This is a genomic window from Flavobacterium suzhouense, from assembly GCF_042684765.1.
Classification (GTDB): Bacteria; Bacteroidota; Bacteroidia; order Flavobacteriales; family Flavobacteriaceae; genus Flavobacterium; species Flavobacterium suzhouense.
Genome location: NZ_JBHUMD010000004.1, coordinates 62291 through 82681, shown reverse-complemented (window position 1 = coordinate 82681; position 20391 = coordinate 62291). Strand labels below are relative to the sequence as shown.

At 39.3% G+C, this 20391-nt stretch carries 24 protein-coding genes; 8 read left to right on the top strand and 16 right to left on the bottom strand.

Annotated elements, in window-relative coordinates; genetic code table 11:
• Positions 1–78: 78 nt before the first annotated feature.
• The 8 genes from ACFSR3_RS02635 to ACFSR3_RS02600 all read right to left on the bottom strand — a co-directional run bounded on the left by ACFSR3_RS02635 (position 79) and on the right by ACFSR3_RS02600 (position 5187).
• Positions 79–906, bottom strand: a complete 828-nt coding sequence (locus tag ACFSR3_RS02635; RefSeq protein WP_379819603.1) for a helix-turn-helix domain-containing protein — start codon at positions 904–906, stop codon at positions 79–81.
• A gap of 50 nt (positions 907–956) precedes the next feature.
• Positions 957–1241: a hypothetical protein gene (locus ACFSR3_RS02630; protein ID WP_114758824.1), complete on the bottom strand. Its 285-nt coding sequence runs from the start codon at positions 1239–1241 to the stop codon at positions 957–959.
• 81 nt (positions 1242–1322) lie between these two features.
• The gene (locus ACFSR3_RS02625; protein ID WP_379819602.1) at positions 1323–2255 is read right to left on the bottom strand and encodes a 1-phosphofructokinase family hexose kinase; all 933 of its coding nucleotides are present in this window, start codon (positions 2253–2255) and stop codon (positions 1323–1325) included.
• 89 nt (positions 2256–2344) lie between these two features.
• Positions 2345–2644: a hypothetical protein gene (locus ACFSR3_RS02620; protein WP_114758826.1), complete on the bottom strand. Its 300-nt coding sequence runs from the start codon at positions 2642–2644 to the stop codon at positions 2345–2347.
• Positions 2645–2789: 145 nt separating this feature from the next.
• The gene (locus ACFSR3_RS02615; protein ID WP_379819601.1) at positions 2790–3401 is read right to left on the bottom strand and encodes an alpha-ketoglutarate-dependent dioxygenase AlkB family protein; all 612 of its coding nucleotides are present in this window, start codon (positions 3399–3401) and stop codon (positions 2790–2792) included.
• Complete coding sequence (locus ACFSR3_RS02610; RefSeq protein WP_379819600.1) at positions 3388–3639, bottom strand: Ada metal-binding domain-containing protein; 252 nt, start codon at positions 3637–3639, stop codon at positions 3388–3390. The genes ACFSR3_RS02615 and ACFSR3_RS02610 overlap by 14 nt, the downstream gene beginning before the upstream one ends.
• The gene (locus tag ACFSR3_RS02605) at positions 3636–4346 is read right to left on the bottom strand and encodes a 2OG-Fe(II) oxygenase (protein ID WP_379819599.1); all 711 of its coding nucleotides are present in this window, start codon (positions 4344–4346) and stop codon (positions 3636–3638) included. The genes ACFSR3_RS02610 and ACFSR3_RS02605 overlap by 4 nt, the downstream gene beginning before the upstream one ends.
• A 1-nt stretch (position 4347) precedes the next feature.
• The gene (locus ACFSR3_RS02600; protein WP_379819598.1) at positions 4348–5187 is read right to left on the bottom strand and encodes a methylated-DNA--[protein]-cysteine S-methyltransferase; all 840 of its coding nucleotides are present in this window, start codon (positions 5185–5187) and stop codon (positions 4348–4350) included.
• A gap of 140 nt (positions 5188–5327) precedes the next feature.
• On the opposite strand from ACFSR3_RS02600, the gene ACFSR3_RS02595 reads away from it, so the two are divergent.
• The 5 genes from ACFSR3_RS02595 (at position 5328) to ACFSR3_RS02575 (ending at position 8822) form a co-directional block, all read left to right on the top strand.
• Positions 5328–5630, top strand: coding sequence for a hypothetical protein (locus ACFSR3_RS02595; RefSeq protein WP_114758831.1), 303 nt, complete (start codon positions 5328–5330; stop codon positions 5628–5630).
• Between the two features lie 295 nt (positions 5631–5925).
• Positions 5926–6210 (top strand): DUF493 family protein, encoded by a 285-nt coding sequence (locus ACFSR3_RS02590; RefSeq protein ID WP_114758832.1) that lies wholly within the window; start codon positions 5926–5928, stop codon positions 6208–6210.
• A gap of 15 nt (positions 6211–6225) precedes the next feature.
• Positions 6226–6924 (top strand): DUF4290 domain-containing protein, encoded by a 699-nt coding sequence (locus ACFSR3_RS02585; RefSeq protein ID WP_379819597.1) that lies wholly within the window; start codon positions 6226–6228, stop codon positions 6922–6924.
• 18 nt (positions 6925–6942) lie between these two features.
• Entirely contained in the window at positions 6943–8253 is a 1311-nt protein-coding gene (gene murA, locus ACFSR3_RS02580; RefSeq protein ID WP_114758834.1) for a UDP-N-acetylglucosamine 1-carboxyvinyltransferase, read from the top strand.
• Between the two features lie 80 nt (positions 8254–8333).
• On the top strand, positions 8334–8822 hold the full coding sequence (locus ACFSR3_RS02575) for a hypothetical protein (RefSeq protein WP_379819596.1): 489 nt from the start codon (positions 8334–8336) through the stop codon (positions 8820–8822).
• A 72-nt stretch (positions 8823–8894) separates the two neighbouring features.
• On the opposite strand, the gene ACFSR3_RS02570 is transcribed toward ACFSR3_RS02575, so the two are convergent.
• A complete protein-coding gene (locus ACFSR3_RS02570) occupies positions 8895–11549 on the bottom strand; it encodes a T9SS type A sorting domain-containing protein (RefSeq protein ID WP_379819595.1) in 2655 nt (884 codons plus the stop codon).
• A 434-nt stretch (positions 11550–11983) separates the two neighbouring features.
• Here ACFSR3_RS02570 and ACFSR3_RS02565 point away from each other — a divergent pair, with 434 nt between their 5' ends.
• The gene (locus ACFSR3_RS02565; protein ID WP_114758837.1) at positions 11984–12415 is read left to right on the top strand and encodes a hypothetical protein; all 432 of its coding nucleotides are present in this window, start codon (positions 11984–11986) and stop codon (positions 12413–12415) included.
• A gap of 105 nt (positions 12416–12520) precedes the next feature.
• Here the strand turns inward: ACFSR3_RS02565 and ACFSR3_RS02560 are convergent, their stop codons facing one another.
• From ACFSR3_RS02560 to ACFSR3_RS02530, 7 genes are all read right to left on the bottom strand, one after another.
• A complete protein-coding gene (locus tag ACFSR3_RS02560) occupies positions 12521–13633 on the bottom strand; it encodes a peptidylprolyl isomerase (RefSeq protein ID WP_379819594.1) in 1113 nt (370 codons plus the stop codon).
• Positions 13634–13643: 10 nt separating this feature from the next.
• Positions 13644–14204 carry a gliding motility-associated peptidyl-prolyl isomerase GldI gene (gldI, locus tag ACFSR3_RS02555; protein ID WP_379819592.1) on the bottom strand — a complete coding sequence of 187 codons (561 nt, stop codon included), beginning with the start codon at positions 14202–14204 and terminating at the stop codon, positions 13644–13646.
• Between the two features lie 4 nt (positions 14205–14208).
• The gene (locus tag ACFSR3_RS02550) at positions 14209–15222 is read right to left on the bottom strand and encodes a DHH family phosphoesterase (protein ID WP_379819591.1); all 1014 of its coding nucleotides are present in this window, start codon (positions 15220–15222) and stop codon (positions 14209–14211) included.
• Between the two features lie 120 nt (positions 15223–15342).
• Positions 15343–15774: a VOC family protein gene (locus tag ACFSR3_RS02545; RefSeq protein WP_379819590.1), complete on the bottom strand. Its 432-nt coding sequence runs from the start codon at positions 15772–15774 to the stop codon at positions 15343–15345.
• Between the two features lie 99 nt (positions 15775–15873).
• Positions 15874–16551: a DUF4919 domain-containing protein gene (locus tag ACFSR3_RS02540; RefSeq protein WP_379819589.1), complete on the bottom strand. Its 678-nt coding sequence runs from the start codon at positions 16549–16551 to the stop codon at positions 15874–15876.
• 65 nt (positions 16552–16616) lie between these two features.
• Positions 16617–17405, bottom strand: coding sequence for a glycine-rich domain-containing protein (locus tag ACFSR3_RS02535; RefSeq protein ID WP_379819588.1), 789 nt, complete (start codon positions 17403–17405; stop codon positions 16617–16619).
• Positions 17406–17482: 77 nt separating this feature from the next.
• Complete coding sequence (locus tag ACFSR3_RS02530) at positions 17483–17878, bottom strand: VOC family protein (protein WP_379819587.1); 396 nt, start codon at positions 17876–17878, stop codon at positions 17483–17485.
• 226 nt (positions 17879–18104) lie between these two features.
• On the opposite strand from ACFSR3_RS02530, the gene guaA reads away from it, so the two are divergent.
• Positions 18105–19634 (top strand): glutamine-hydrolyzing GMP synthase, encoded by a 1530-nt coding sequence (guaA, locus tag ACFSR3_RS02525; RefSeq protein WP_379819585.1) that lies wholly within the window; start codon positions 18105–18107, stop codon positions 19632–19634.
• A 272-nt stretch (positions 19635–19906) separates the two neighbouring features.
• Positions 19907–20311 carry a LysM peptidoglycan-binding domain-containing protein gene (locus ACFSR3_RS02520; protein ID WP_379819584.1) on the top strand — a complete coding sequence of 135 codons (405 nt, stop codon included), beginning with the start codon at positions 19907–19909 and terminating at the stop codon, positions 20309–20311.
• The last annotated feature ends 80 nt before the right edge of the window (positions 20312–20391 follow it).

The window sequence follows — 20391 nt, the reverse complement described above, 5'->3', positions numbered from 1 at the left end:
TGTAGCGTGGTAGTAAAGCGAGTGGTTAGCTGTGAAAGATCGTTTTATTGTAGCAAAAGGTTCATTTTATAAAGGTGCTTATCCGGTATAATCGCTGGGCGAAACACCATAATAACTTTTAAAAGCCTGTGAGAATGCTGAATGGCTTGAATATCCTGCCTCGAGATATAAATCGCCGGGTTTGGCGTTTCTGAGTTTTATCTTTCCAGCTGCCATTTCCAGACGGCGTTCCTGCATCCATTTTGCAGGAGATGTTTTATAAATGCTGTCGAATTTTCTTTTAAAAGTAGGTATGCTCATATTGCATAAAAAAGCAAGTTCTTTTACAGAGAGGAAATTATAGAGGTTTTTTTCAACTACATTTTTTATACGATCTTCTGCTGTTTCTTTAATTATATAGGGCTGAAAACTGTAAAATATATCGGGATATGTATCTGACAGATAGAGTAAAAGTTCATTTACTTTTAGTATAGCCATCGCACCGCTTATTTTATTTCCCGCTGCCTGTAGATGCTGTAGCGTTTCTATATAGCTTTTAATAAATGTATCTCTGGGAAAAAACACATGGGATTTATGTTCTGCAAAGGCGTTTCTTTTTGGCCAGAACTTCGCTATAAGTTCATTGTCGAATAGAAGCATTGTACTTCTAAGGAACGTGTTGTTGGTAAAACGTTCCGTGAAAATATAACTGCCTCCTGCAAGCATCATTATAGTATTAGGAGTTACATGTATGGCTTCGCCATTGCTGTAAATTATTTTTTCCCCTTCTGTAATAAGGCTTATCATATTTTGTGTCAGCCGGCTCATTTCTTTTATTACAGGGTTATCTGATGCATAAGGTACAACAGATGTTGTTCCTGTAACAGTATCAGGGCTGATTTGCTTAGTAAAGGAAGGGTATTCCATTAAGGTGGTATTATATTGTCAAAAGTATTAAAAAGCAGTATACTGTGAAATTACCATACAATCATCTTCATGAAATAGTCAACATCATTGCTATAGCGTTCTTCCTCTATATTTATACCTATAAGTGTGTAGGGCTCTTTTTCATGATAACCTTCAATCTCAAAACTAGTGCTCGCTTCATAGGTTTCAAGAAAGTTTTTTGCATCCAGGTTTTCTAACTCGGTTTTGGGTAGTAGTACAAAATAGTCTATAACGGTTTCTTCTCCCTTAAAGGTGGCTTTGCCTTCAAAGCTTTTAAGTTCTTCAAAAACATCTTTGGCGTCTAGGTATTTCATAATTTCAATGTTTAGGGTTTAGAGTTCGGGGTTTGGTGTTCAGCAACACAGAACGCTGAACTCATAACCCAAAACGCACAATTATTTCGAAAGCCACTGGTATAGCTTTTCAGCATTTTCTTTAGTAAATAGCCCTGTTCCTTTACTCATGGTAGCAGCGGTACCACAGGCAACGCCCATGCGTGCTATTTCGGTAAGGCTGCCACCTTTGGCAATTACCGATACCATTCCTGCTACCATACTGTCTCCTGCTCCTACAGTACTCAGTTTTTTTACTGAAGGTGCCGGTACGTGCACGCATTCTTCCTTGCTTACAAGGTAGGCTCCCTGGGGTCCCATCGATACAGCTACAATTTCGGCTTTACCCTCATTTATGAGCTTTTTAGCTGCTTCATCGGCTGAATCATTATCCAGTTCTTCCATACCGGACAGGCGGCTGAGTTCGCCAAGGTTTGGTTTTATAAGGTGTACACCTTCGTTTAGTATTTCGGTAAGTGCATCGCCCGAAGTATCGGCAATGATCTTTACATTTTTCGATTTGAGCTCGCGAACTATTTCCGTAAGCCATCCGGTAGATATGCCTTCAGGCAGGCTTCCGCTGATTACCGCTATATCAGGAGAGGGAGAAGCATTTAGTATTGCTTTGCGTAAAGCATCAGCGTCGGCAGTTGTTATCTTTTCACCCGGCATTCCAAAACGGAACTGATTATTATTAGCCGTATCTACCACAATAAAATTTTCACGTGTTTCGGCCGATGTTTCCACAGCAAGAGTTGTTACATCTTCCTTTTTTAAAAGATTTTCAAGCAGTTCGCCGGTGCGTCCTCCTTTAGAAAAAAGCGCAGTAGAAGTTATGCCAAGACGTAAAAGTGCGCGTGAAACATTTATTCCTCCGCCACCGGGTTCGTAAACAGGTTGTGAGCAGCGTATCTTTTTTTCGGGTTGTATATGGTTTGCCGTACTGCTTTTGTCTACGGCCGGATTAAGTGTTATCGAAAGAATAGTTTTTGCCATGGCAATAATAAAGGTGTTGGTAAAAGCTAATTTACCAAATTTTGCCTAATTATTGCCATAGCATTGTGTTAATGTTAAATCCGGGAGATTTAATCCATAAAACGCTCAAGGATACTGTATTCATTGCTTAATTCAATGTAATAGCATCCTTTGGGTATCTCAACATCCAGATCCGATATCTGGTTGTCGCTATAGCCGCGTTGTTTCAGTTCGTCTTTGGTGTGCAGCAGCACGGGCTCATCTCCAACGTAGTACAGGTTGTCGTCAGATTTGTTAATTTCAGATACAGTCCCTGAAATCCCATAATCCATAGAATTATACAATAATTCTTTTTCAAGTTCTTCGTCAGACAACTTGTTAAGCCATAGTTTCAGTTCTTTTAGCTTCATAGGTTGCACGTAAATTAATTGAACAGTATGTTTGGGGCGGTTGGGGGGACCTTAACTCTTTAATAACAAAGAATTAACAGGGTAAATATATGCATTATTTGTAATCCTGTTTAAATATCCATGTTATTAATTATAATTTGGAAGCTTATGGTTTATTTGTAACTATGGTTCTGAATGTCAGGTTTATTCGCGGATGCTTGATTTTAGTGGAAGGAGGCAATCTGTGCAACCAATTTGTCTGGGTTTCGCCCTTCATGACTAAAAGACTTCCGTTATCTAAAATTGTGTCTATTTTCTGACTGGTTCCCTTATGCTTGAAACTGAATTTTCTTACAGCGCCAAAACTTAAAGAGCCAATTACCGTATTCCTGCCTAAACTTTTTTCATCATCACTATGCCACGCCATACCTTCATCGCCATCGTGGTACAGGTTTAAAAGGCAGGAATTGAACTTGCTGCCACATTTTTTTTCAGTTAATTCTTTAAGTTCCATCAGAGCTTTTGTCCAGGGTAATGCTGTCTTTGTAGTGCCTGAATAGGTGTAGCTGTAATTTTCATTACCATACCAGGCCACTTTTCGTTTGGTTATTATCCTTTTGCCAAAAATAATAGCTTCGTCATTTTGCCAGGCGATCTCGTTCAGTAAAATATTATAATAATGCCAGGCTTCACTTTCGCTAAGTATATGGCCATAGTATATTACTTCACCATCATAGGGGAGAAGGTTGATTTCATTATCGTTGTTAAACAAATCCATTTTCCTTTTTCCAGATTTTATATTCTTCTTTCATGCAATGTCCGCAGGGACGATAACCAAAAAACTTAGCTTCTTCTGATGTAGTAAAAAATACCCGGTTATCTGTTTTCATCCTTTTGCCTGATGCGCAGTTTAATTTTCCGAATATTTTTAGCTTTTTATTTCCTCCAAAGATAAGTACTCGGGCTTTAATTAATGCTCTAAGCTCTTCCGGTAATAATTGTTTGTGGGCAATCATGTTACAGCGTCGTGAAATATAATTCCCATAGCCATGCGTTTGCCGCTTTGTACCTCACTAACGCCGTGTCTCATAGCAGCACGGTAATAGCCTTTACTACCTTTTGCAGGCCTGAAGTTTGTGGTAAATATAAGCATATCACCTTTGTTAGGTTTTAATACTATAGCTTTAGATTGTGCTCTGGGCACCTGTTCTGTCAGTACAAATTCGCCTCCTGTATAATCGGTTTCAGGCTGAGTTAACATAACAACTGCCTGTAGTGGAAAGTATACATCGCCATATAAATCCTGATGCAGGGTGTTAAAACCTCCCTGACCGTATTTCAGGATCAGTATGGTGGGCTTTATCTGATTGTTGGTACGGCATTGTTCTTGAAGTTGTTCCAGTTGTTTCGGGAACAAGGTGTTAATGTTCAGTGCTTTCATCCATGTATTGGCAATTGCCGATAGATAAGGATAAATTTCCTGCCTTACACTGGCAATCACTTCCGGCAAAGGATAGTTAAAATATTTGTACTCGCCCAACCCAAAGCGATGACGCTCCATCACGACCGTTTTTCGGTATAGGGTTGGGTTGTCATATAAATCAGCTAACGAATCGCATTCTTCAGCAGTGAAAAATTCTGGGATTATGGCATAACCTTTATTGTTAAGGCTTTCGGCAATACAGCTCCACTGCAGCGTGGCTATCTTTTGTTTACTATTCATGTTATATGTCTGCTTTTGCTGATTCCCATCCTATCATAGCAGCCTTGCGGTTACTACCCCAGTGGTAGTTGCCCATAACTCCGCTGGATTGAATTACCCTGTGGCACGGAATAATATAGGCTACCGGGTTGTCACCAACAGCCGAACCAACAGCCCTTGAAGCTTTTGGCGAACCAATTAGTTGGGCTATACTTCCATAAGTTATCAGGTTGCCGGTAGGGATGTTAAGTAATGCTTCCCATACCTTTAGCTGAAATGGAGTGCCTTTAAGATGTAGTTTTATAGCGTCGGCAGAAGTACCATTTATAAAAACATTCAGCGCTTCAGCCTGAAAACTATCTGTTATTTGAGAAAACTGAGCATTTGGGAATTTATTTTTTAATACCGAAAATGCGTTTGTTTGGTCGTCGGCGAAGGCTAAATGGCAAATTCCTTTTACCGTAGATGCGGCAAGTATAGTTCCGAACGGCGTTGTAGCATAGCTATAGTTGATACTGAGGTTTTCGCCTCCATTTTTATACTCCCCCGGTGTCATACCTTCTATGTTTATGAAAAGGTCATGCAACCTGCCTGTACCCGATAATCCGGTTTGTAAAGCAGTGTCAAAGAGGGTAGAAGATGTGTTTGCAAGTAGTTTTTTGGCATGCTCTATGCTCAGGTATTGCAAAAACTTTTTAGGGCTAACACCGGCCCAGTCTGTAAACAGCTTTTGAAAGTGAAACTGACTCAGGTGTACTTTTTCTGCCAACTCCTCAAGGTTGGGCTGCTCTTTAAAATTATCTTTAAGATAACCTATAGCCTGTGTTATCCTTTCAAAATTTATATTACTTTGCTCTTTCATGATGTATGTACCTTATAGTTACAGTACAAAAGTACAGGCTGCCTTTGCCGGCAACAACCCGATTCTTGTCAACTTTTAGGAAGATATGCATCAATAAATATACATAATACTGCGTTATATACAGATAACACTTTTTTGAAATGAGAAGAATTGACAGTAAACATATTGCATTTCATGTGCTTGTAGCGCTCTATTTTATATGGATTATAGTTTTTAGTGTATTGATGGGTATGGCGCTTACAAATACTTATGGTGAGATGCCTAATCCTTACCTGACAAATGTATTTGTGCAGTGGATTTATCTTAATCTTTTAATGGGATCTGCGCTTTATATTTCTATACGGTTATTCAGAAACCGCACGCTGCTCGATAAGATAATTCTTGTTTCTTTTATACTCGAGATAATCGCTGCTGTTATAGTTGTAATGCTGATAGGAAATTAAAAATAAAAACGAAACCCCGCTGCATGAAGTCAGCGGGGTTTCAAAATAACCAATTCATAACCTAAACCTATATACTATAGATGCATAAAAAACGAAAGGTTGCGTATAGTGGTATAAATTTTTTATATTTTAGATAAAAAATGAAAGGGTATTTTGCATTAAAAATGCAGTATTCACAATAGTTAAAAGCCAGTGTCGGTAAAAAATTATGAATGTTGTAATTAAGCATTCTGAGCTGATATTTTTTATAGATACTTGGTTCGTAATACGTATATTTGCGTTTATTTTATGACGAATGGATAAGAAAAGCGAAGAATTTTATGCAAGGCTAAAACAGGAACTTACGGATTCGACCCTGTGGCCTTCGGAATATTTATTTAAATTTATAGTGCCTTCGCTTCCGGCGAATGTTGAAAAGGTTGAAAAATCGTTCGACAACATGGGTGCGGTAATAGAAACTACACAGTCTAAAACCGGAAAATATACTGCGGTATCCGTTAATGTAAGAATGGTAAGCGCACAATCGGTAATAGACAAATATATTGAGCTTTCGGGTATCGAAGGAATCATATCATTATAAAGACCTCAAAAACAAATGACGAGACATAATCCGGCAGAAGCAGTTACATTTCTTGAATATAATGCCGAAAGGCCTCATCTCATCATTCCTGAATATGGAAGACACCTGCAAAAGCTAATTGAGCAGGCGGTGGAGCTTGAAGACAGGGAAGAACGTAACAAAGCTGCCAAATATATCATTTCGGTAATGGGTAGCCTTAATCCGCATTTGCGCGATGTACCCGATTTTCAGCATAAGCTGTGGGATCAGATATTCATAATGTCTGATTTTAAGCTGGATGTTGATTCACCTTACCCAATACCTTCTAAAGAATTGCTGGCGCAAAAGCCCGACAGGCTGGAGTATCCGCAAAACTTTCCTAAGTACCGCTTTTATGGCAATAACATCAAATATATGATTGATGTCGCTAATAAATGGGAAGATGGCGAAATGAAGAATGCGCTTATCATGGTTATTGCCAACCATATGAAAAAGTCATACCTGAGCTGGAATAAAGATACCGTGAAAGACGATGTGATTTTTGAGCATCTGTATGAACTTTCAGGAGGCAAAATTAATCTTCAGGCTACAGAGGAAGAACTTTCTAACTCTACCGACCTGATGAGGGTAAATAAAAAAATGAGCAATAAGACCCAGTTTAATAACCCGAAACAAAAAGGGCAGCACAAGCCTAATAACGGCAAGAACAACCAGAACAAAAACCGAAAAACATAAAATTTCTATTTTCACTGCATGGGAACATTTAAAATTGAGGGAGGCGCACCGCTAAAAGGTGAAATTACGCCTCAGGGAGCTAAAAACGAAGCGTTACAGGTGCTGTGCACGGTGCTTCTTACACCCGAAAAAGTAACCATTAACAACATCCCCGATATTATCGACGTAAATAAGCTTATCAACTTATTGCGTAGCCTTGGGGTTAAGATAGAAAAACTGGCTCACGGCTCTTACTCTTTCCAGGCCGATGAGGTTAATCTTGCTTATCTTGAAAGCGAAGCTTTTAAGAAAGAAGGTGCAGCGCTTAGAGGATCAATCATGATTGTAGGTCCGCTATTGGCGCGTTTCGGAAAAGGATATATTCCTAAACCGGGCGGTGATAAAATTGGTCGCAGAAGACTTGATACACACTTTGAAGGATTTATCAATCTTGGAGCAACCTTCCGTTACAATAAAGAAGATCATTTTTATGGTGTAGAGGCTACTAAGCTAAAAGGTGCTTATATGCTATTAGATGAGGCTTCGGTAACCGGTACTGCAAACATTGTGATGGCTGCTGTACTTGCTGAGGGCAAAACTACTATATACAACGCTGCGTGTGAACCATATCTTCAGCAGCTATGTAACATGCTTAACAGCATGGGCGCAAAAATTACAGGAGTGGGTTCTAACCTTCTTGAAATTGAAGGTGTTGAGAAACTTGGCGGATGTGAGCACCGTATCCTTCCGGATATGATCGAGATAGGTAGCTGGATTGGTCTTGCTGCCATGACAAGAAGTGAAATTACCATTAAAAATGTAAGCTGGGATAACCTTGGGGTAATTCCGGGTACGTTTAGAAAGTTAGGTATTACTTTAGAGCGCAGGGGAGATGATATTTATATTCCTGCTCATACCGATGGTTATGAGATTCAAAATTATATAGATGGCTCTATCCTTACTATTGCTGATGCTCCGTGGCCGGGCTTTACACCAGACCTTTTAAGTATCATCCTTGTGGTGGCTACTCAGGCAAGGGGAGAGGTACTTATCCACCAAAAAATGTTTGAAAGCCGTTTATTCTTTGTGGATAGGCTTATCGATATGGGGGCTAAGATCATTCTTTGCGATCCGCACAGAGCTACCGTTATTGGTCTTGACTTTAAATCTACCCTTAAAGGTATCCTTATGTCATCACCTGATATCCGCGCCGGTATATCGCTTCTTATCGCTGCGCTTTCTGCTAAAGGTACAAGTACCATTCAGAACAGCGACCAGATTGATCGTGGTTACGAAAGAATTGACGAAAGACTTCGTGCTATCGGTGCAAAAATTGAAAGATTCGACTAAGCGATTAGTTGTAAATTATAAAATGAGGCTGCATAATTGCAGCCTTTTTTTATGTAGATTTGTAAGAAACACATTGCTATATGAGCAGAATTTTATTTTCTGAAACACAGTATTTCCGTCAATGGTGGCTCTTGGGGCTGGTTTTAGGTCTTAACGGATTTATATTATTTGGACTCGTTTCCCAGGTTTTCTTGGGACAGGTATTTGGAGACAAGCCTATGAGTAATACAGGTCTTGTTTTTGTTGCAATTTTACAAACAGCTTTTACATTATTTATACTCCTGCAGCGACTGTCGGTGAAAATTGATGAGGAAGGAATACATGTGAGGTTTTGGCCTTATCATATGCAATGGAAATTATACCGTTGGGAGAATATTTCCTCTTGTGAAGTAAAAAAATACAATCCTGTTTCGGAATATGGTGGCTGGGGATTGCGTGCAGGAGCCTATAATGTTTCCGGGAATATGGGATTGTTATTAACTTTTAATGATGGTCGTTTCAGTCAGATGATAGGTACTAAGAAACCTGAAAAGATAAAGTTAGTACTTGAAAAATTAGGTAAAATATAGTTTTTCAGGTATTATAAAAAAAGCTCTCCCTTATGGGAGAGCTTATCAAACCAACTAATAAAACCTATTGTACTAATTTACAATCAGCTTATGGGTTTCGGATGCATTATCTGAAACGATTTGCATAACATAAGCACCTGTACTGATACCTGTCATACCTATTTCTATGTTCATAGCATCGGTTTTGATTGTTTTAACCAGTTTACCGGTGGCAATTTCATATATTGATATATTTACATCGCTGTTATAGTTAGAGGCCAGCATTATATTGAATACACCATTTGATGGGTTAGGATATACTACACTTCTGTTTGCAGCAAACTCTTCAATGCCGGCTGTAGTACATTCTTCCTGAGCTTCATACGCTCCAATATCGCGAGTTCCGTTAAATACAGCAAAACCATTTTGGTCTGCAAAAGTATCCATTGGATCGCCCATATCAGCAGCCGGGCTAGGACAGCTTAATTTATGTACCGGAGTGCCATCTTCAACTTCTGTTAATGCTGAAAGAGTTATCTCGATAGGTAGTGAAATACTTCCCATAATATCGTTTTCAGTGTCTACGAAAGCCTCACCATCTACTACAGCTACTAGATTATATCCGCCTGAAAGAATAGTGTTGTCTGCACCGAAAAGATCAGCACCAATGATTGCTGTATTTCCGGCAACAAGAGTGTTTTTAATGCTAACAGTGTTAGTCCCTTCATTTGCAATTCCTCCACCATTTACCAAAGCAGCATTTAGAGAAAAGGTATCGGCATTTAGCGTTAGCATACCGTTATTGTATATACCACCACCATTTGTGATAGATGTATTCCCTGATAGTGTAGTAGTCGTTACAACTGCAGTACCACCATTAACATGAATTCCGCCTCCCTGACCTAACAGACCTGTTGCTGCATTAGCAGAAAGGGTAGAAGCACTTACATTAAGTGTACCTCCGTTGTTAAAGATACCACCACCACCTTCAGTAACAGTTACTCCGGTTGCTGTATTAGCCATTATGTTTACACCAGATACTGTCATTGTTCCGGTTCCGTTCCATAATCCACCACCTTCAACGGCTGTATTACCGCTAACAATACTATTGGTAATGGTTACATTACCCATTCCTGTCATGTGAACACCTCCACCATTACCTGGAGACACTCCTGCATTGTTTAAAGTTATAGTAACATTGTTCATTGTTACAAAGCCGGCAGCAAGACCATTATCTTCAATACCACCACCTGCACGCATGGCAATATTCGCAGTTATCTCAGTATCTTCAATGGTAACTTTACCATTTACATCGTTAAGGATTCCTCCGCCACTACCAGCAGCACCAGTAGCCATATTGCCCGATATCATTGTATCTCCGCTAATATTCAGCATACCGCTTAGGTTGTAGATTCCTCCGCCTCCCTGATCGGCACCCGCACCACTTGCAGTATTGTTAGCTATTACAGTACCTTCAATTGTCATGGTACCCGATCCGTTCCATAGTCCACCACCTTCGGCGCCGGCTTCATTATCACTTACTGTACCACCAGTAATAGTAACCATACCTGCACCTGTTACGTGAAGTCCTCCACCGTTGCCGGGAGACATATTAGTAGTATTGTTGTTTAGGGTAACATTTGTCATGTTTACAAAACCTGCCGATCCTGAATTGTCTTCAATACCTCCACCAGCTCTGTTAGAAACGTTTAAGGTTATTTCGGCATCATTAATTGTAACTTTTCCACCTACATCATTCAGAATCCCACCACCGCTACCCGCAGCGCCATCAGCAATATTGCCGGTAATTTTTGTTTCAGCATTGATGTTTAGCATACCGCTTAAGTTGTAAATTCCACCACCTCCCTGATCGGAAGCTGCTCCGCTTGCAGTGTTTTCGCTAATAACAGTACCTGTAATAGTCATCGTACCCGATCCGTTCCAAAGGCCACCACCTTCAGATGTTGCTGTGTTGTCGGTTACCACTCCGCCTGAAATTGTAGCGTTGCTGGCTCCGGTAATGTGAAGTCCGCCACCATTGCCCGGATTAGATCCGGCTGTATTACCGCTTAATGTAGTATCGTTTAGAGAAATACTTACCGCCGTAGCTGAGTTTACTTCGATACCTCCACCGGCTCTGTTGGCCATGTTGTCAGAAATCACAGATCCGTTTACTGTTAGCGAGCCATCTGTACCTACTAAAATACCTCCACCACTGCCGGATACTCCTGAAGCGGTATTATTAGTAACCGTTGAAACATTAAGGGTAAGCGAACCATTGCTCACATAAATACCACCGCCACCGTTAGTAGCTAAAGCTCCCATGGCATTACTATCAGAAACGATACAGTTGTTCATTAATGTAGTACCACCGGAAACAGAAATGGCTCCGCCATTGTCCAAAGCTGAGCCATTAGTTGCTGTAATGTTGTTTATAACAACGTTACCTGCGGTAATAAGGAATACTCTTGTCATTCCATTTCCGCTAATTATTGTGTTTTCATTACCATTGCCATTAATAACAATGTCTTTGTCAATTGTCACTTCGCTTAGAAGTGTAATTGTAGTTCCATCAAGTGATGCGTCAAAAAGGATTGCTCCGCCCGCTGAGACGTCCAGTACTGCCTGCCTGAACGAACCTGCTCCGGCATTGTTAGCGTTAGTTACTGTGATTTGCGCATTTGCTGAAAAAATAAACAGCAAGCATAATCCCGTCATCAATTTTAAATTAGTAAATGTTTTTTTCATAAGATATATAATTGGTGTTATAGATATAATAAAGCTACGATGTAATTGTCTTAATGGTTTTTTAATGAAATGGTTAAATAAAACTTAATCAAATTATTAAAATCATGAATACATAGTAAAATCAAGGGTTTACGAAGAAAGGAATGTTTTTATGTTAACAAAATTTTATTATTTAAATCGTTGAAATAAGCGTCAAAAGGAATGTGTAACATAAAAGCTCCAGTCTTATATGTAGCTATATGTAAACGAAAGATTCCTTTTTTTCGTTAATTAGCGGTAAACAGGTATGAGGCAGCTGCCCCGGTTGAAGAAGTGGATTTTTAAAAGATAAAAATCAAATTTTCCTATTACGTTAAGTACAGCATTAAATAAGTGCTATTTAATAAATTTTAAATTTTCTACCTTTGCCCAAACAAAAATTATCATTCAGAAACATGAAAATAAACTTAAAATCGGGTGTAGATAAATTGCTTTTTGGTATGCATGAGAGTGACGTAAAAGAACTTTACGGAAATCCTTCAAGACAGTTTAAAGACGATGACGGCAATATGATCTATCTGTACAATGACAAAAAGCTAAGGCTTACTTTTTATGCTGATGAAGATTACAGGTTTGGTTACGCTATCGTTTCGCATCCTTCTGCTGAGATATTTGGAGCTAAAGTCATAGGAGAGTCATGGAGTGTTATTGAGGCTTCGGCTAAAGCCAACGGACTTAAAGATTTTGAAAAAGAATCATTTGATACTATTGATAATCACTTTAATGAAAATAACTGGGTTATCTTCCAGACAGAGTTTGATTCAGTAATTAAAATAGAACTTGGCGCAACCATCAATAAAGATGATGAGTTCGACTGGAAATTCTAACCCATACACAATTCAGTGTTTTTGTTTGAATACGAAAGCAAACAGCATAAAACACAAAAGGGATTCCAATTTGGAATCCCTTTTGTGTTTTATGCTGATGCAGAATTATTTTCCTGCCGGAGCAGTTTCTGTCATTTCAAGTTCGAATATCAGGTTGGCGTTTGGTCCGATACCTGCACGTGGTGCACCTCTTTCTCCGTAACCAAGGTGGCCAGGGATAAAGATAATAGCTTTATCACCAAGAGACATTTGCTCGATACCTTCAATAAATCCTGGTATCATACCGGTTTTAGTACCTGCTGTAAAAGGTATTGGTGTATAAGCACCAGCTGCATCCTTTTGAGGAATATAGTTACCAAAAGCTTTAGCTACAGTTGCATCGCTTGAGTCGAACATAGTAGCAGTTCCGTTATCAAGGAAACCAGAGTAAGCAAGGTATACCTGAGTACCTGCTACCGGTTTTTTACCAGAACCTTTTTTAACGATCATGTACTGAAGTCCTGAATTAGTTTTAGGAGCACTTTTTTTAATGTCTGCAAAGTAAGCTACTTTATCAGCTTTAGTTTTAGCTAGAGCTTCAGCTTCTTTCTTTTGCTGAATTGCTATTTTCTCGAAGTACTCTTTGAATACTTTAGGAGCATCAAAGTTTTTAGCATCTTTACCTATGCGTACGATTTTTACTGTTTTAATTTCATCGTTTTGCTCAATAGCATTTACAACATCCTGTCCTTCTACTACGTGTCCAAAAACAGTATGTATACCGTCAAGGTGAGGAGTAGGAACGTGAGTGATGAAGAACTGAGAACCGTTAGTAGCTTTTCCGGCATTAGCCATAGAAAGTATTCCCGGTTTATCGTGTTTAAGGTCGGTAATCTCATCGGCAAACTTGTATCCCGGTCCGCCTGAACCATCTCCCTTAGGGTCGCCACCCTGAATCATGAAATCTTTAATAACACGGTGCCATTTAAGCCCGTCATAATATTTTTTGCCTTTGTATTCGGCACTTACAAAATCCTGCTTTCCTTCGGCAAGAGCCACAAAGTTAGCAACAGTAAGAGGTGTTTTCTGGAATTCCAGTTGTAAAACAATCTTACCTTTGTTTGTTTCGATTTCGGCATAAAGGCCATCGCCCAGTTTTACCGGTTTTTGCTCCGGGGCGGTGTTACATGAAAAGAACAAAGCCACAAGGCTTACAAAAAAACTTGTCATTGGTTTCATTTATATTAGATTAATTCTCTTTTACCTGGCTCTCCGGTCTAATGTCGTTAAGAGTAACGGTACACATTAGCGGTTGGTTAGTGCCAATTTTGTTGTTATCGCCATGATAGCCGTAGCCCATGTGAGAAGGGAAAAGAAAGGTTATTTTCTCGCCTTCATTCATAAGCTTGATGCCATCACGCAGACCCATCATTATATTTTGCTTGTCTACATAATATACTTGTGGCTTCAGTTCAGCCTGACTGTATATAACGTTTCCTTTCATGTCTTTTATCTCATAGTCAAAATAGGCAACATCACCGCGTTTTGGCCTGATACTGTCGGTAGTGTTTTCCATTTCATAATGGTACCAGTAGCCTTTATCTGACGCAATATATTTAATGGCAGGATTACTCTTTATTATCGAGTCTATCTCCGATTCTTCATTGGCGACAAGCTTTTTATTCCTTTCTACAGACTCTTTCATAAAAGTTCCTGATGAGTGGGAAACAGGTCTTCTTGCCTGCTGCTGCGAGCAGGAAGTGATCATGATTCCCAAAAGGAAAACCGGTAGTATAAATAGCTTTTTCATTGTATCAATCAATTTTCGTGTGTGCTAAAGTAGCAATAAATTTTTGTATGGTAGCTTCTAAACTTTCGGTAGATTTTCCACCGGCTGCATTTATGTGTCCGCCACCGCTAAAATGCTCACGTGCATACTGATTTACGTCGAAATTACCTTTAGAACGGAAAGATATTTTTATGATGCCTTCATCCTTATTTTCGGTAAAGAATGCAGTAAAGGCAATGTCTTTCATGCTTAGGCCATAATTAACGATACCCTCTGTATCTCCTTTAGCGTGTCCAAAGCTGTTAAGCTCTTCCTGGCTTAAAGAAGTATATGAGGTTTTGTATGCAGGCAATACTTTCATGTTCTGCAAAGCCCTTGCCAAAATTAATATCCTGTTGTGCGAATGATTATCAAACAACAGGCTGTGTATTGCAGTATTGTCAATTCCAAGGTCAATAAAATCAGCTACAACCCTGTGTGTAGTACCTGTTGTTAGTGGGTATCTGAAAGAACCTGAGTCGGTTACAATACCTGTGTAAAGGCAGGTAGCAATGGTTTTGTCGATAAGTGATTTCTCTCCCATTGCTACAATAAAATGATATATCATTTCGCAGGTAGAGCCAAAAGAAGTGTCAGAGAAAGTATGTAGTGCATAATCTCCCGGTTTCTGATGGTGGTCTATCATGATGAAAGGCACTTTCAGATTTTGAAGTACAGCTTCCATCTGGTCACCGGTACGGCTTAGTACGTTAAAGTCGAGTGTAAATACTAATTCAGCAGCCTCAAGTAATTTTGTGGCAGCTTCGGGTTCTTTTTCAAAAACTTTTACTGTATCAAATGAAGGCAGCCAGGCCAGAAAATCAGGTGCTTCATTAGGTATCATTACTAACGGGTCGTGGCCTTTTTGTTTCAGGAAGTGGTATAATCCTAATGTAGAACCCATAGCGTCGCCATCAGGGTTTCTATGAGGGATTATTACAATCTTTTTTGGTGAAGCCAACAGTTGCTTCACTCCATCAATATCTTTGGGATTCATCATGATGCGAATTTACATTTTTTCTCCTAATAGTTAAACCATAAATGGGTTAATAAACAAAACTCCGTAAAGCATAATGCGTTACGGAGTTTTTTATGTTGTATAATGAAGTTGACAACTAAATTATTCCTGTGGCTGAGTATCGTGGTTAACCATCCAGTTTATACCAAATTTATCTGTAAACATTCCAAAGAAAGCGCCCCAGAATGTAAGCTCAAGAGGCATAGTGACTTTTCCGCCTGCTGAAAGTCCGTTGAAGATTCTTGTTGCTTCTTCTTTGCTTTCGGTATTGATAGAAACGGAGATGTTGTTGCCTACGGTTGTAACCTGTCCAAATGCTTCAGACGAGTCACTGCCCATAAGAATGGTCTCTTTGCTAATAGGTAATGATACGTGCATAATGAGGTTTTTTGCTTCTTCAGGCATTTTGTCGCCATCGGGCATTTCGCCAAAACGGCCTATATACTGGAATTCACCCCCGAAAACCGATTTGTAAAAATTAAAAGCGTCTTCGCAGGTACCCAAAAAGGTAATGTATGGATTAACTTGTGGCATGATTGTTTATTTGTTTGTTGTTAAGTGTTTAGAGTTTTGGGTTCTGAGTTCAATGCGAGGTGCATAATTGATACATTATTATATTAATGAATTGCTACATTAATCCAGGTTAAAGCTCTCGAATAGCCTTGTAACGTCAAAGTAAAAGCCTTTGTATTGATACGAGTTGTCCGCAAGGGTCAGATAATCATATTTATGTTCTATAAGCTGCTGTTCTCCACCAAAACGGAAACCAAGTATATCAAGGATTTCATATTCATTAGTAGTATTGATAACATAAAAGCTGTTTTCCTGTGTTACTCCATCCCCTGTACTCAATATAGCATCAATGATTATGCTTGCCTGAGTTTCTTCAGCGCGTGCTTCTTTATATTTACCCAGTTGTTTAAAAGCATATATGCGGTATTCTTTTATACGTATGCTAAAAGGGAAATCTTTCAGTACTTTGTCTGATACCTTAATAAGTTTTTCAAAAGTCTTTTTGTCGGCTTCCTGTTTTTGGAGTACTCTGTTAAGGTCTTCCTGAGAGTCGGATATGCTGTAAGGAGAATAATCTTTCTGAAAAGAATAACCATAATACAGATGCCTTTTTTCCTCGATGGTCATGGTGCTGTCCGCTTTTTTGTAACGTTCAAAAAGGGTATTGTAATAGAGAGGCGATTTCTTGTCGCTTACATTTTTCTCAATAAGTTTAAAATCAGGTTTAGAAAATTCTTCTGTCTGGCAGAAAGCACCTGCTGTAAATAGCAGGAAAAGGAATGAAAAAAGAGGTTTCATTTATGTTGAATTAGGAAATCTAAAGGTAAGTAAAAATCCTAACTCAAAAAATGTTAGGTGTTAAATTAATCTCCACCGCAGCCACTACCACAACCGCTGCATCCGCTCGAAGAACAACCGCTGTCGCCGTGGTGCGTTGAGCATCCGCTATGGCCTTCTCCGGATGTACATGAAAAACTGCTGCAACCGCTGCCGTCTGTTCTGTTATTGCCTCCTTTTCCGTTATTGTTGTTTCTGTTAACAAATGCAATAATAAATCCTATAACAAAAAGTACCAGTATAAATCCATTACCGGTAGCCTGTATCATTAAGGTACTTATCGCAAAAACAAATAGCTGAAGTAATAAACCGGGAGGGTATAGCCTGGATAGCCTGGGTTTTTTAAGCAGCCAATAATTGTTCAGGTTTACCCTCTGGAAGTTAATATCGCTAAAACGTGTGTTATTGTCGTGCCAGATATCCGGTGGAGGATTAGTGCCGAATTTCTCAAAATAAATTTGGTGTAATTCGGTGTAGAGGTTGTTGAATTTTTGTTGCTCCTCTTTACCTCCTTTGGTAGGGTTGTGGTGAATTTCCCTTTCAAGGGTGTTTTTACACAGGTTGCTCCAGTACGATTTGGTATAGGTAAGGTGCAGGTGCCAGGCCTGATCTACAGGGTCGCTGGGTGTTACCGAAGTAGGAGAGGTACAACATAGAAAGATGAATTTTTTGTACTCTTCAATCACCCTGTGCGTGTACTCTTTGTTCCAGCCGTTCTCACGGGCAAGCCGTTGAGAGAAGGTTAATGCTGCATCCGCTTCATCGAGTTGGAAGCTTTTTAGCTTGTTCCAAAACTGCGTTTCAGTTTGTGTCATTTTTGTTTTAAAGGTACTTCAGACACAGCATTCAGCCCAGTTTTTCAATTCATTTAAAAGTGGACTTGTTACAGATTTTAAAGAAAACGCTCTATTGCTTCTTTTGTTACAGGAGCAAAAAAGTTGATAAGGTTGCCGTCAGGGTCACGGAACAATATAGAACGGTTGCCCCACGGCATGGTTACCGGCTGCTGAAGGATGTCGTTTGTTGTGTTCTTAACCAGTTCGTAGCTGTTGTCTACATCGTCTACCATAAATTCTATGATTACGCTTTTGTTGGCAGAGGGTTCGGCTATGTTTTCTCCAAACAAGGCCAGTGTTTTTGTACTGCCAATAGCCAGGTTGCATGAGGGCGTACCTATTTCAGCAAAATCGGGAGTGTGCCATGTAGCGCTCAGGCCGGTAACTTTTTCGTAAAAGCTTACAAGGCTTTTGATGTCTTCAGTAATTATACGTAACGATCGTAAGTTCATAATGATGTCTCATTTTGTGATTAATGAAGCAAAATTATTTTGGTGGAATGACAACAGTGTGTCAGTAGGGGTTTGATTTTTAGAATTTTTAGGTCCAAACTCAAAAAAGCTTTGCGCTCTTTGCGTAAAACCTTGTGAACTTTGTGGTTAATCTGCTAAAAATCAAACAATCTAAAAATCCGTAAATCTCATTTTTTCATTTCATATATAAGTATTACTTTTGCGCATGCAACACAATGTACTTATTCTAGATTTCGGATCGCAATACACTCAGCTTATTGCGAGAAGGGTTCGCGAGTTAAATATCTTCTGCGAAATTTTCCCTTACAACAACCCACCGGTTGATTTATCATCTTACAAAGCGGTAATATTATCAGGTAGTCCATTCTCTGTAAGGGCTGAAGATGCTCCGCATCCTGACCTTTCTCAAATTCGCGGCAAACTGCCTCTATTGGCTGTTTGTTATGGTGCTCAGTACCTTGCGCATTTTAACGGAGGTGAAGTAGCGCCATCTAACATACGCGAGTATGGCCGTGCTAATCTTTCTTTTGTAAAAGAAGGAGAGCCTTTCCTTGAAGGTGTTTCTGAAAACAGCCAGGTATGGATGAGCCACAGTGATACGATCAAAAAACTGCCTACAGGTGGTGTAGTACTTGCCAGTACTAAAGATGTGGAGAACGCAGCTTACAAAATTGAAGGCGAAACTACTTACGCTATCCAGTACCATCCTGAAGTATACCACTCAACAGATGGTAAGAAGATGCTTGAAAACTTCCTTGTGAAAATCGCTGAAGTACCTCAGAACTTTACACCTAACTCTTTTGTAGAGGATATCGTAGCTGAACTTAAAGCTAAGATTGGTGATGATAAAGTGGTTCTTGGCCTTTCAGGAGGTGTAGATTCAACGGTTGCGGCAGTACTTTTAAATAAAGCTATTGGTGCTAACCTGTACTGTATCTTCGTTAACAACGGATTACTAAGAAAGAACGAGTTTGAAAGCGTTCTTCACCAATATAAAGATATGGGACTTAACGTAAAAGGTGTTGATGCATCTGACCGTTTCCTTTCTCAGCTTGCAGGTATCGAAGATCCTGAAACAAAACGTAAAACAATTGGTCGTGTATTCATCGAGGTATTTGATGATGAGGCACACCTTCTTACTGATGTAAAATGGCTTGCTCAGGGTACTATCTATCCTGACGTAATCGAGTCTGTTTCAGTAAAAGGTCCGTCGGCTACAATCAAATCACACCACAATGTTGGTGGATTACCTGACTTTATGAAACTTCAGGTGGTTGAGCCACTAAGAATGCTTTTTAAAGACGAAGTGAGAAGAGTAGGTGCTACTTTAGGTATCGATCCTGAGCTTCTTGGCCGTCATCCATTCCCGGGTCCTGGTCTTTCTATCAGGATTCTTGGAGATATCACTCCTGAGAAAGTACGTATCCTTCAGGAGGTTGATGCAGTATTCATCAACGGGCTTAAAGAGCACGGACTATATGATAAAGTATGGCAGGCAGGAGCAATCCTTCTTCCTGTAAACAGTGTAGGTGTTATGGGTGATGAGCGTACTTATGAAAAAGTAGTTGCGCTTCGTGCTGTAGAATCTACCGACGGTATGACGGCTGATTGGGTACACCTTCCGTATGAGTTCCTGATGAAAGTTTCTAATGAGATCATCAATAAAGTAAAAGGTGTTAATCGTGTTGTTTATGACATTAGCTCTAAACCACCGGCCACAATTGAGTGGGAATAATCTTTTATAGATTTAGATATAAGAAAGCCGTGCATTTTGTACGGCTTTTTTTGTTTGTTGAATTTTCTTTGTAATTTTCGTAGAGACATTGCACTGCAACGTCTTTTTGTTTTCAGCAATTATTTTGGCAGACGTTGCAGTGCAATGTCTCTACTAATAAAAGAGTTAACAGTCATTTGGTTTTTCTTTTGTAAACTATAAAACCAACCAGAGGTTTTGTCATTCCTCTAAAATCATTACTTTTAGGCATCCAAATAACCACGATTACTGTTATGAAAAAAATACTGCTATTACTTGCTGCATTCATGGTTTTTCAGAATGTTGCTGCTCAGGACGATAGAGATAATCAATCTGCCGGTGAAGAAACTCAGCCGGAGCTTATAGATTATGATACTTATTTTATAGATCATAAAACCACTATGGGTGAAAGGATGATCATGATATCTAAAAAATATATGGTCGATCCCGATGAGATTTATAAGTATAATGAAGTTCAAAGCGATAAGAATGGTTTGGTACCCGGGCAAATATTAAAGATTCCACTGCACGAATCGCACAAACAGGATTTGGAAAAATTTAAGCAGGAGCTTATAAAAAAGAACGGAGGTAACCCTATACAGGTCCCTGCAGTTCCGCCGATAAAGAAAAAAGAAGAAGAGGAAGAAGAGGAAGAATAGTCCTCTTTTTTTGTAATTGCCTTTTGGTATGGCTTTTGTATTTTTAACTGAAATTTATAAGATAAAACTATCTAATGCTG

Excerpts from the sequence above, each read along its gene's own strand:
- ACFSR3_RS02635 (WP_379819603.1), bottom strand. The coding sequence starts at position 906 with ATGGAATACCCTTCCTTTACTAAGCAAATCAGCCCTGATACTGTTACA.
- ACFSR3_RS02630 (WP_114758824.1), bottom strand. The coding sequence starts at position 1,241 with ATGAAATACCTAGACGCCAAAGATGTTTTTGAAGAACTTAAAAGCTTT.
- ACFSR3_RS02625 (WP_379819602.1), bottom strand. The coding sequence starts at position 2,255 with ATGGCAAAAACTATTCTTTCGATAACACTTAATCCGGCCGTAGACAAA.
- ACFSR3_RS02620 (WP_114758826.1), bottom strand. The coding sequence starts at position 2,644 with ATGAAGCTAAAAGAACTGAAACTATGGCTTAACAAGTTGTCTGACGAA.
- ACFSR3_RS02615 (WP_379819601.1), bottom strand. The coding sequence starts at position 3,401 with ATGGATTTGTTTAACAACGATAATGAAATCAACCTTCTCCCCTATGAT.
- ACFSR3_RS02610 (WP_379819600.1), bottom strand. The coding sequence starts at position 3,639 with ATGATTGCCCACAAACAATTATTACCGGAAGAGCTTAGAGCATTAATT.
- ACFSR3_RS02605 (WP_379819599.1), bottom strand. The coding sequence starts at position 4,346 with ATGAATAGTAAACAAAAGATAGCCACGCTGCAGTGGAGCTGTATTGCC.
- ACFSR3_RS02600 (WP_379819598.1), bottom strand. The coding sequence starts at position 5,187 with ATGAAAGAGCAAAGTAATATAAATTTTGAAAGGATAACACAGGCTATA.
- ACFSR3_RS02595 (WP_114758831.1), top strand. The coding sequence starts at position 5,328 with ATGAGAAGAATTGACAGTAAACATATTGCATTTCATGTGCTTGTAGCG.
- ACFSR3_RS02590 (WP_114758832.1), top strand. The coding sequence starts at position 5,926 with ATGGATAAGAAAAGCGAAGAATTTTATGCAAGGCTAAAACAGGAACTT.
- ACFSR3_RS02585 (WP_379819597.1), top strand. The coding sequence starts at position 6,226 with ATGACGAGACATAATCCGGCAGAAGCAGTTACATTTCTTGAATATAAT.
- murA (WP_114758834.1), top strand. The coding sequence starts at position 6,943 with ATGGGAACATTTAAAATTGAGGGAGGCGCACCGCTAAAAGGTGAAATT.
- ACFSR3_RS02575 (WP_379819596.1), top strand. The coding sequence starts at position 8,334 with ATGAGCAGAATTTTATTTTCTGAAACACAGTATTTCCGTCAATGGTGG.
- ACFSR3_RS02570 (WP_379819595.1), bottom strand. The coding sequence starts at position 11,549 with ATGAAAAAAACATTTACTAATTTAAAATTGATGACGGGATTATGCTTG.
- ACFSR3_RS02565 (WP_114758837.1), top strand. The coding sequence starts at position 11,984 with ATGAAAATAAACTTAAAATCGGGTGTAGATAAATTGCTTTTTGGTATG.
- ACFSR3_RS02560 (WP_379819594.1), bottom strand. The coding sequence starts at position 13,633 with ATGAAACCAATGACAAGTTTTTTTGTAAGCCTTGTGGCTTTGTTCTTT.
- gldI (WP_379819592.1), bottom strand. The coding sequence starts at position 14,204 with ATGAAAAAGCTATTTATACTACCGGTTTTCCTTTTGGGAATCATGATC.
- ACFSR3_RS02550 (WP_379819591.1), bottom strand. The coding sequence starts at position 15,222 with ATGATGAATCCCAAAGATATTGATGGAGTGAAGCAACTGTTGGCTTCA.
- ACFSR3_RS02545 (WP_379819590.1), bottom strand. The coding sequence starts at position 15,774 with ATGCCACAAGTTAATCCATACATTACCTTTTTGGGTACCTGCGAAGAC.
- ACFSR3_RS02540 (WP_379819589.1), bottom strand. The coding sequence starts at position 16,551 with ATGAAACCTCTTTTTTCATTCCTTTTCCTGCTATTTACAGCAGGTGCT.
- ACFSR3_RS02535 (WP_379819588.1), bottom strand. The coding sequence starts at position 17,405 with ATGACACAAACTGAAACGCAGTTTTGGAACAAGCTAAAAAGCTTCCAA.
- ACFSR3_RS02530 (WP_379819587.1), bottom strand. The coding sequence starts at position 17,878 with ATGAACTTACGATCGTTACGTATAATTACTGAAGACATCAAAAGCCTT.
- guaA (WP_379819585.1), top strand. The coding sequence starts at position 18,105 with ATGCAACACAATGTACTTATTCTAGATTTCGGATCGCAATACACTCAG.
- ACFSR3_RS02520 (WP_379819584.1), top strand. The coding sequence starts at position 19,907 with ATGAAAAAAATACTGCTATTACTTGCTGCATTCATGGTTTTTCAGAAT.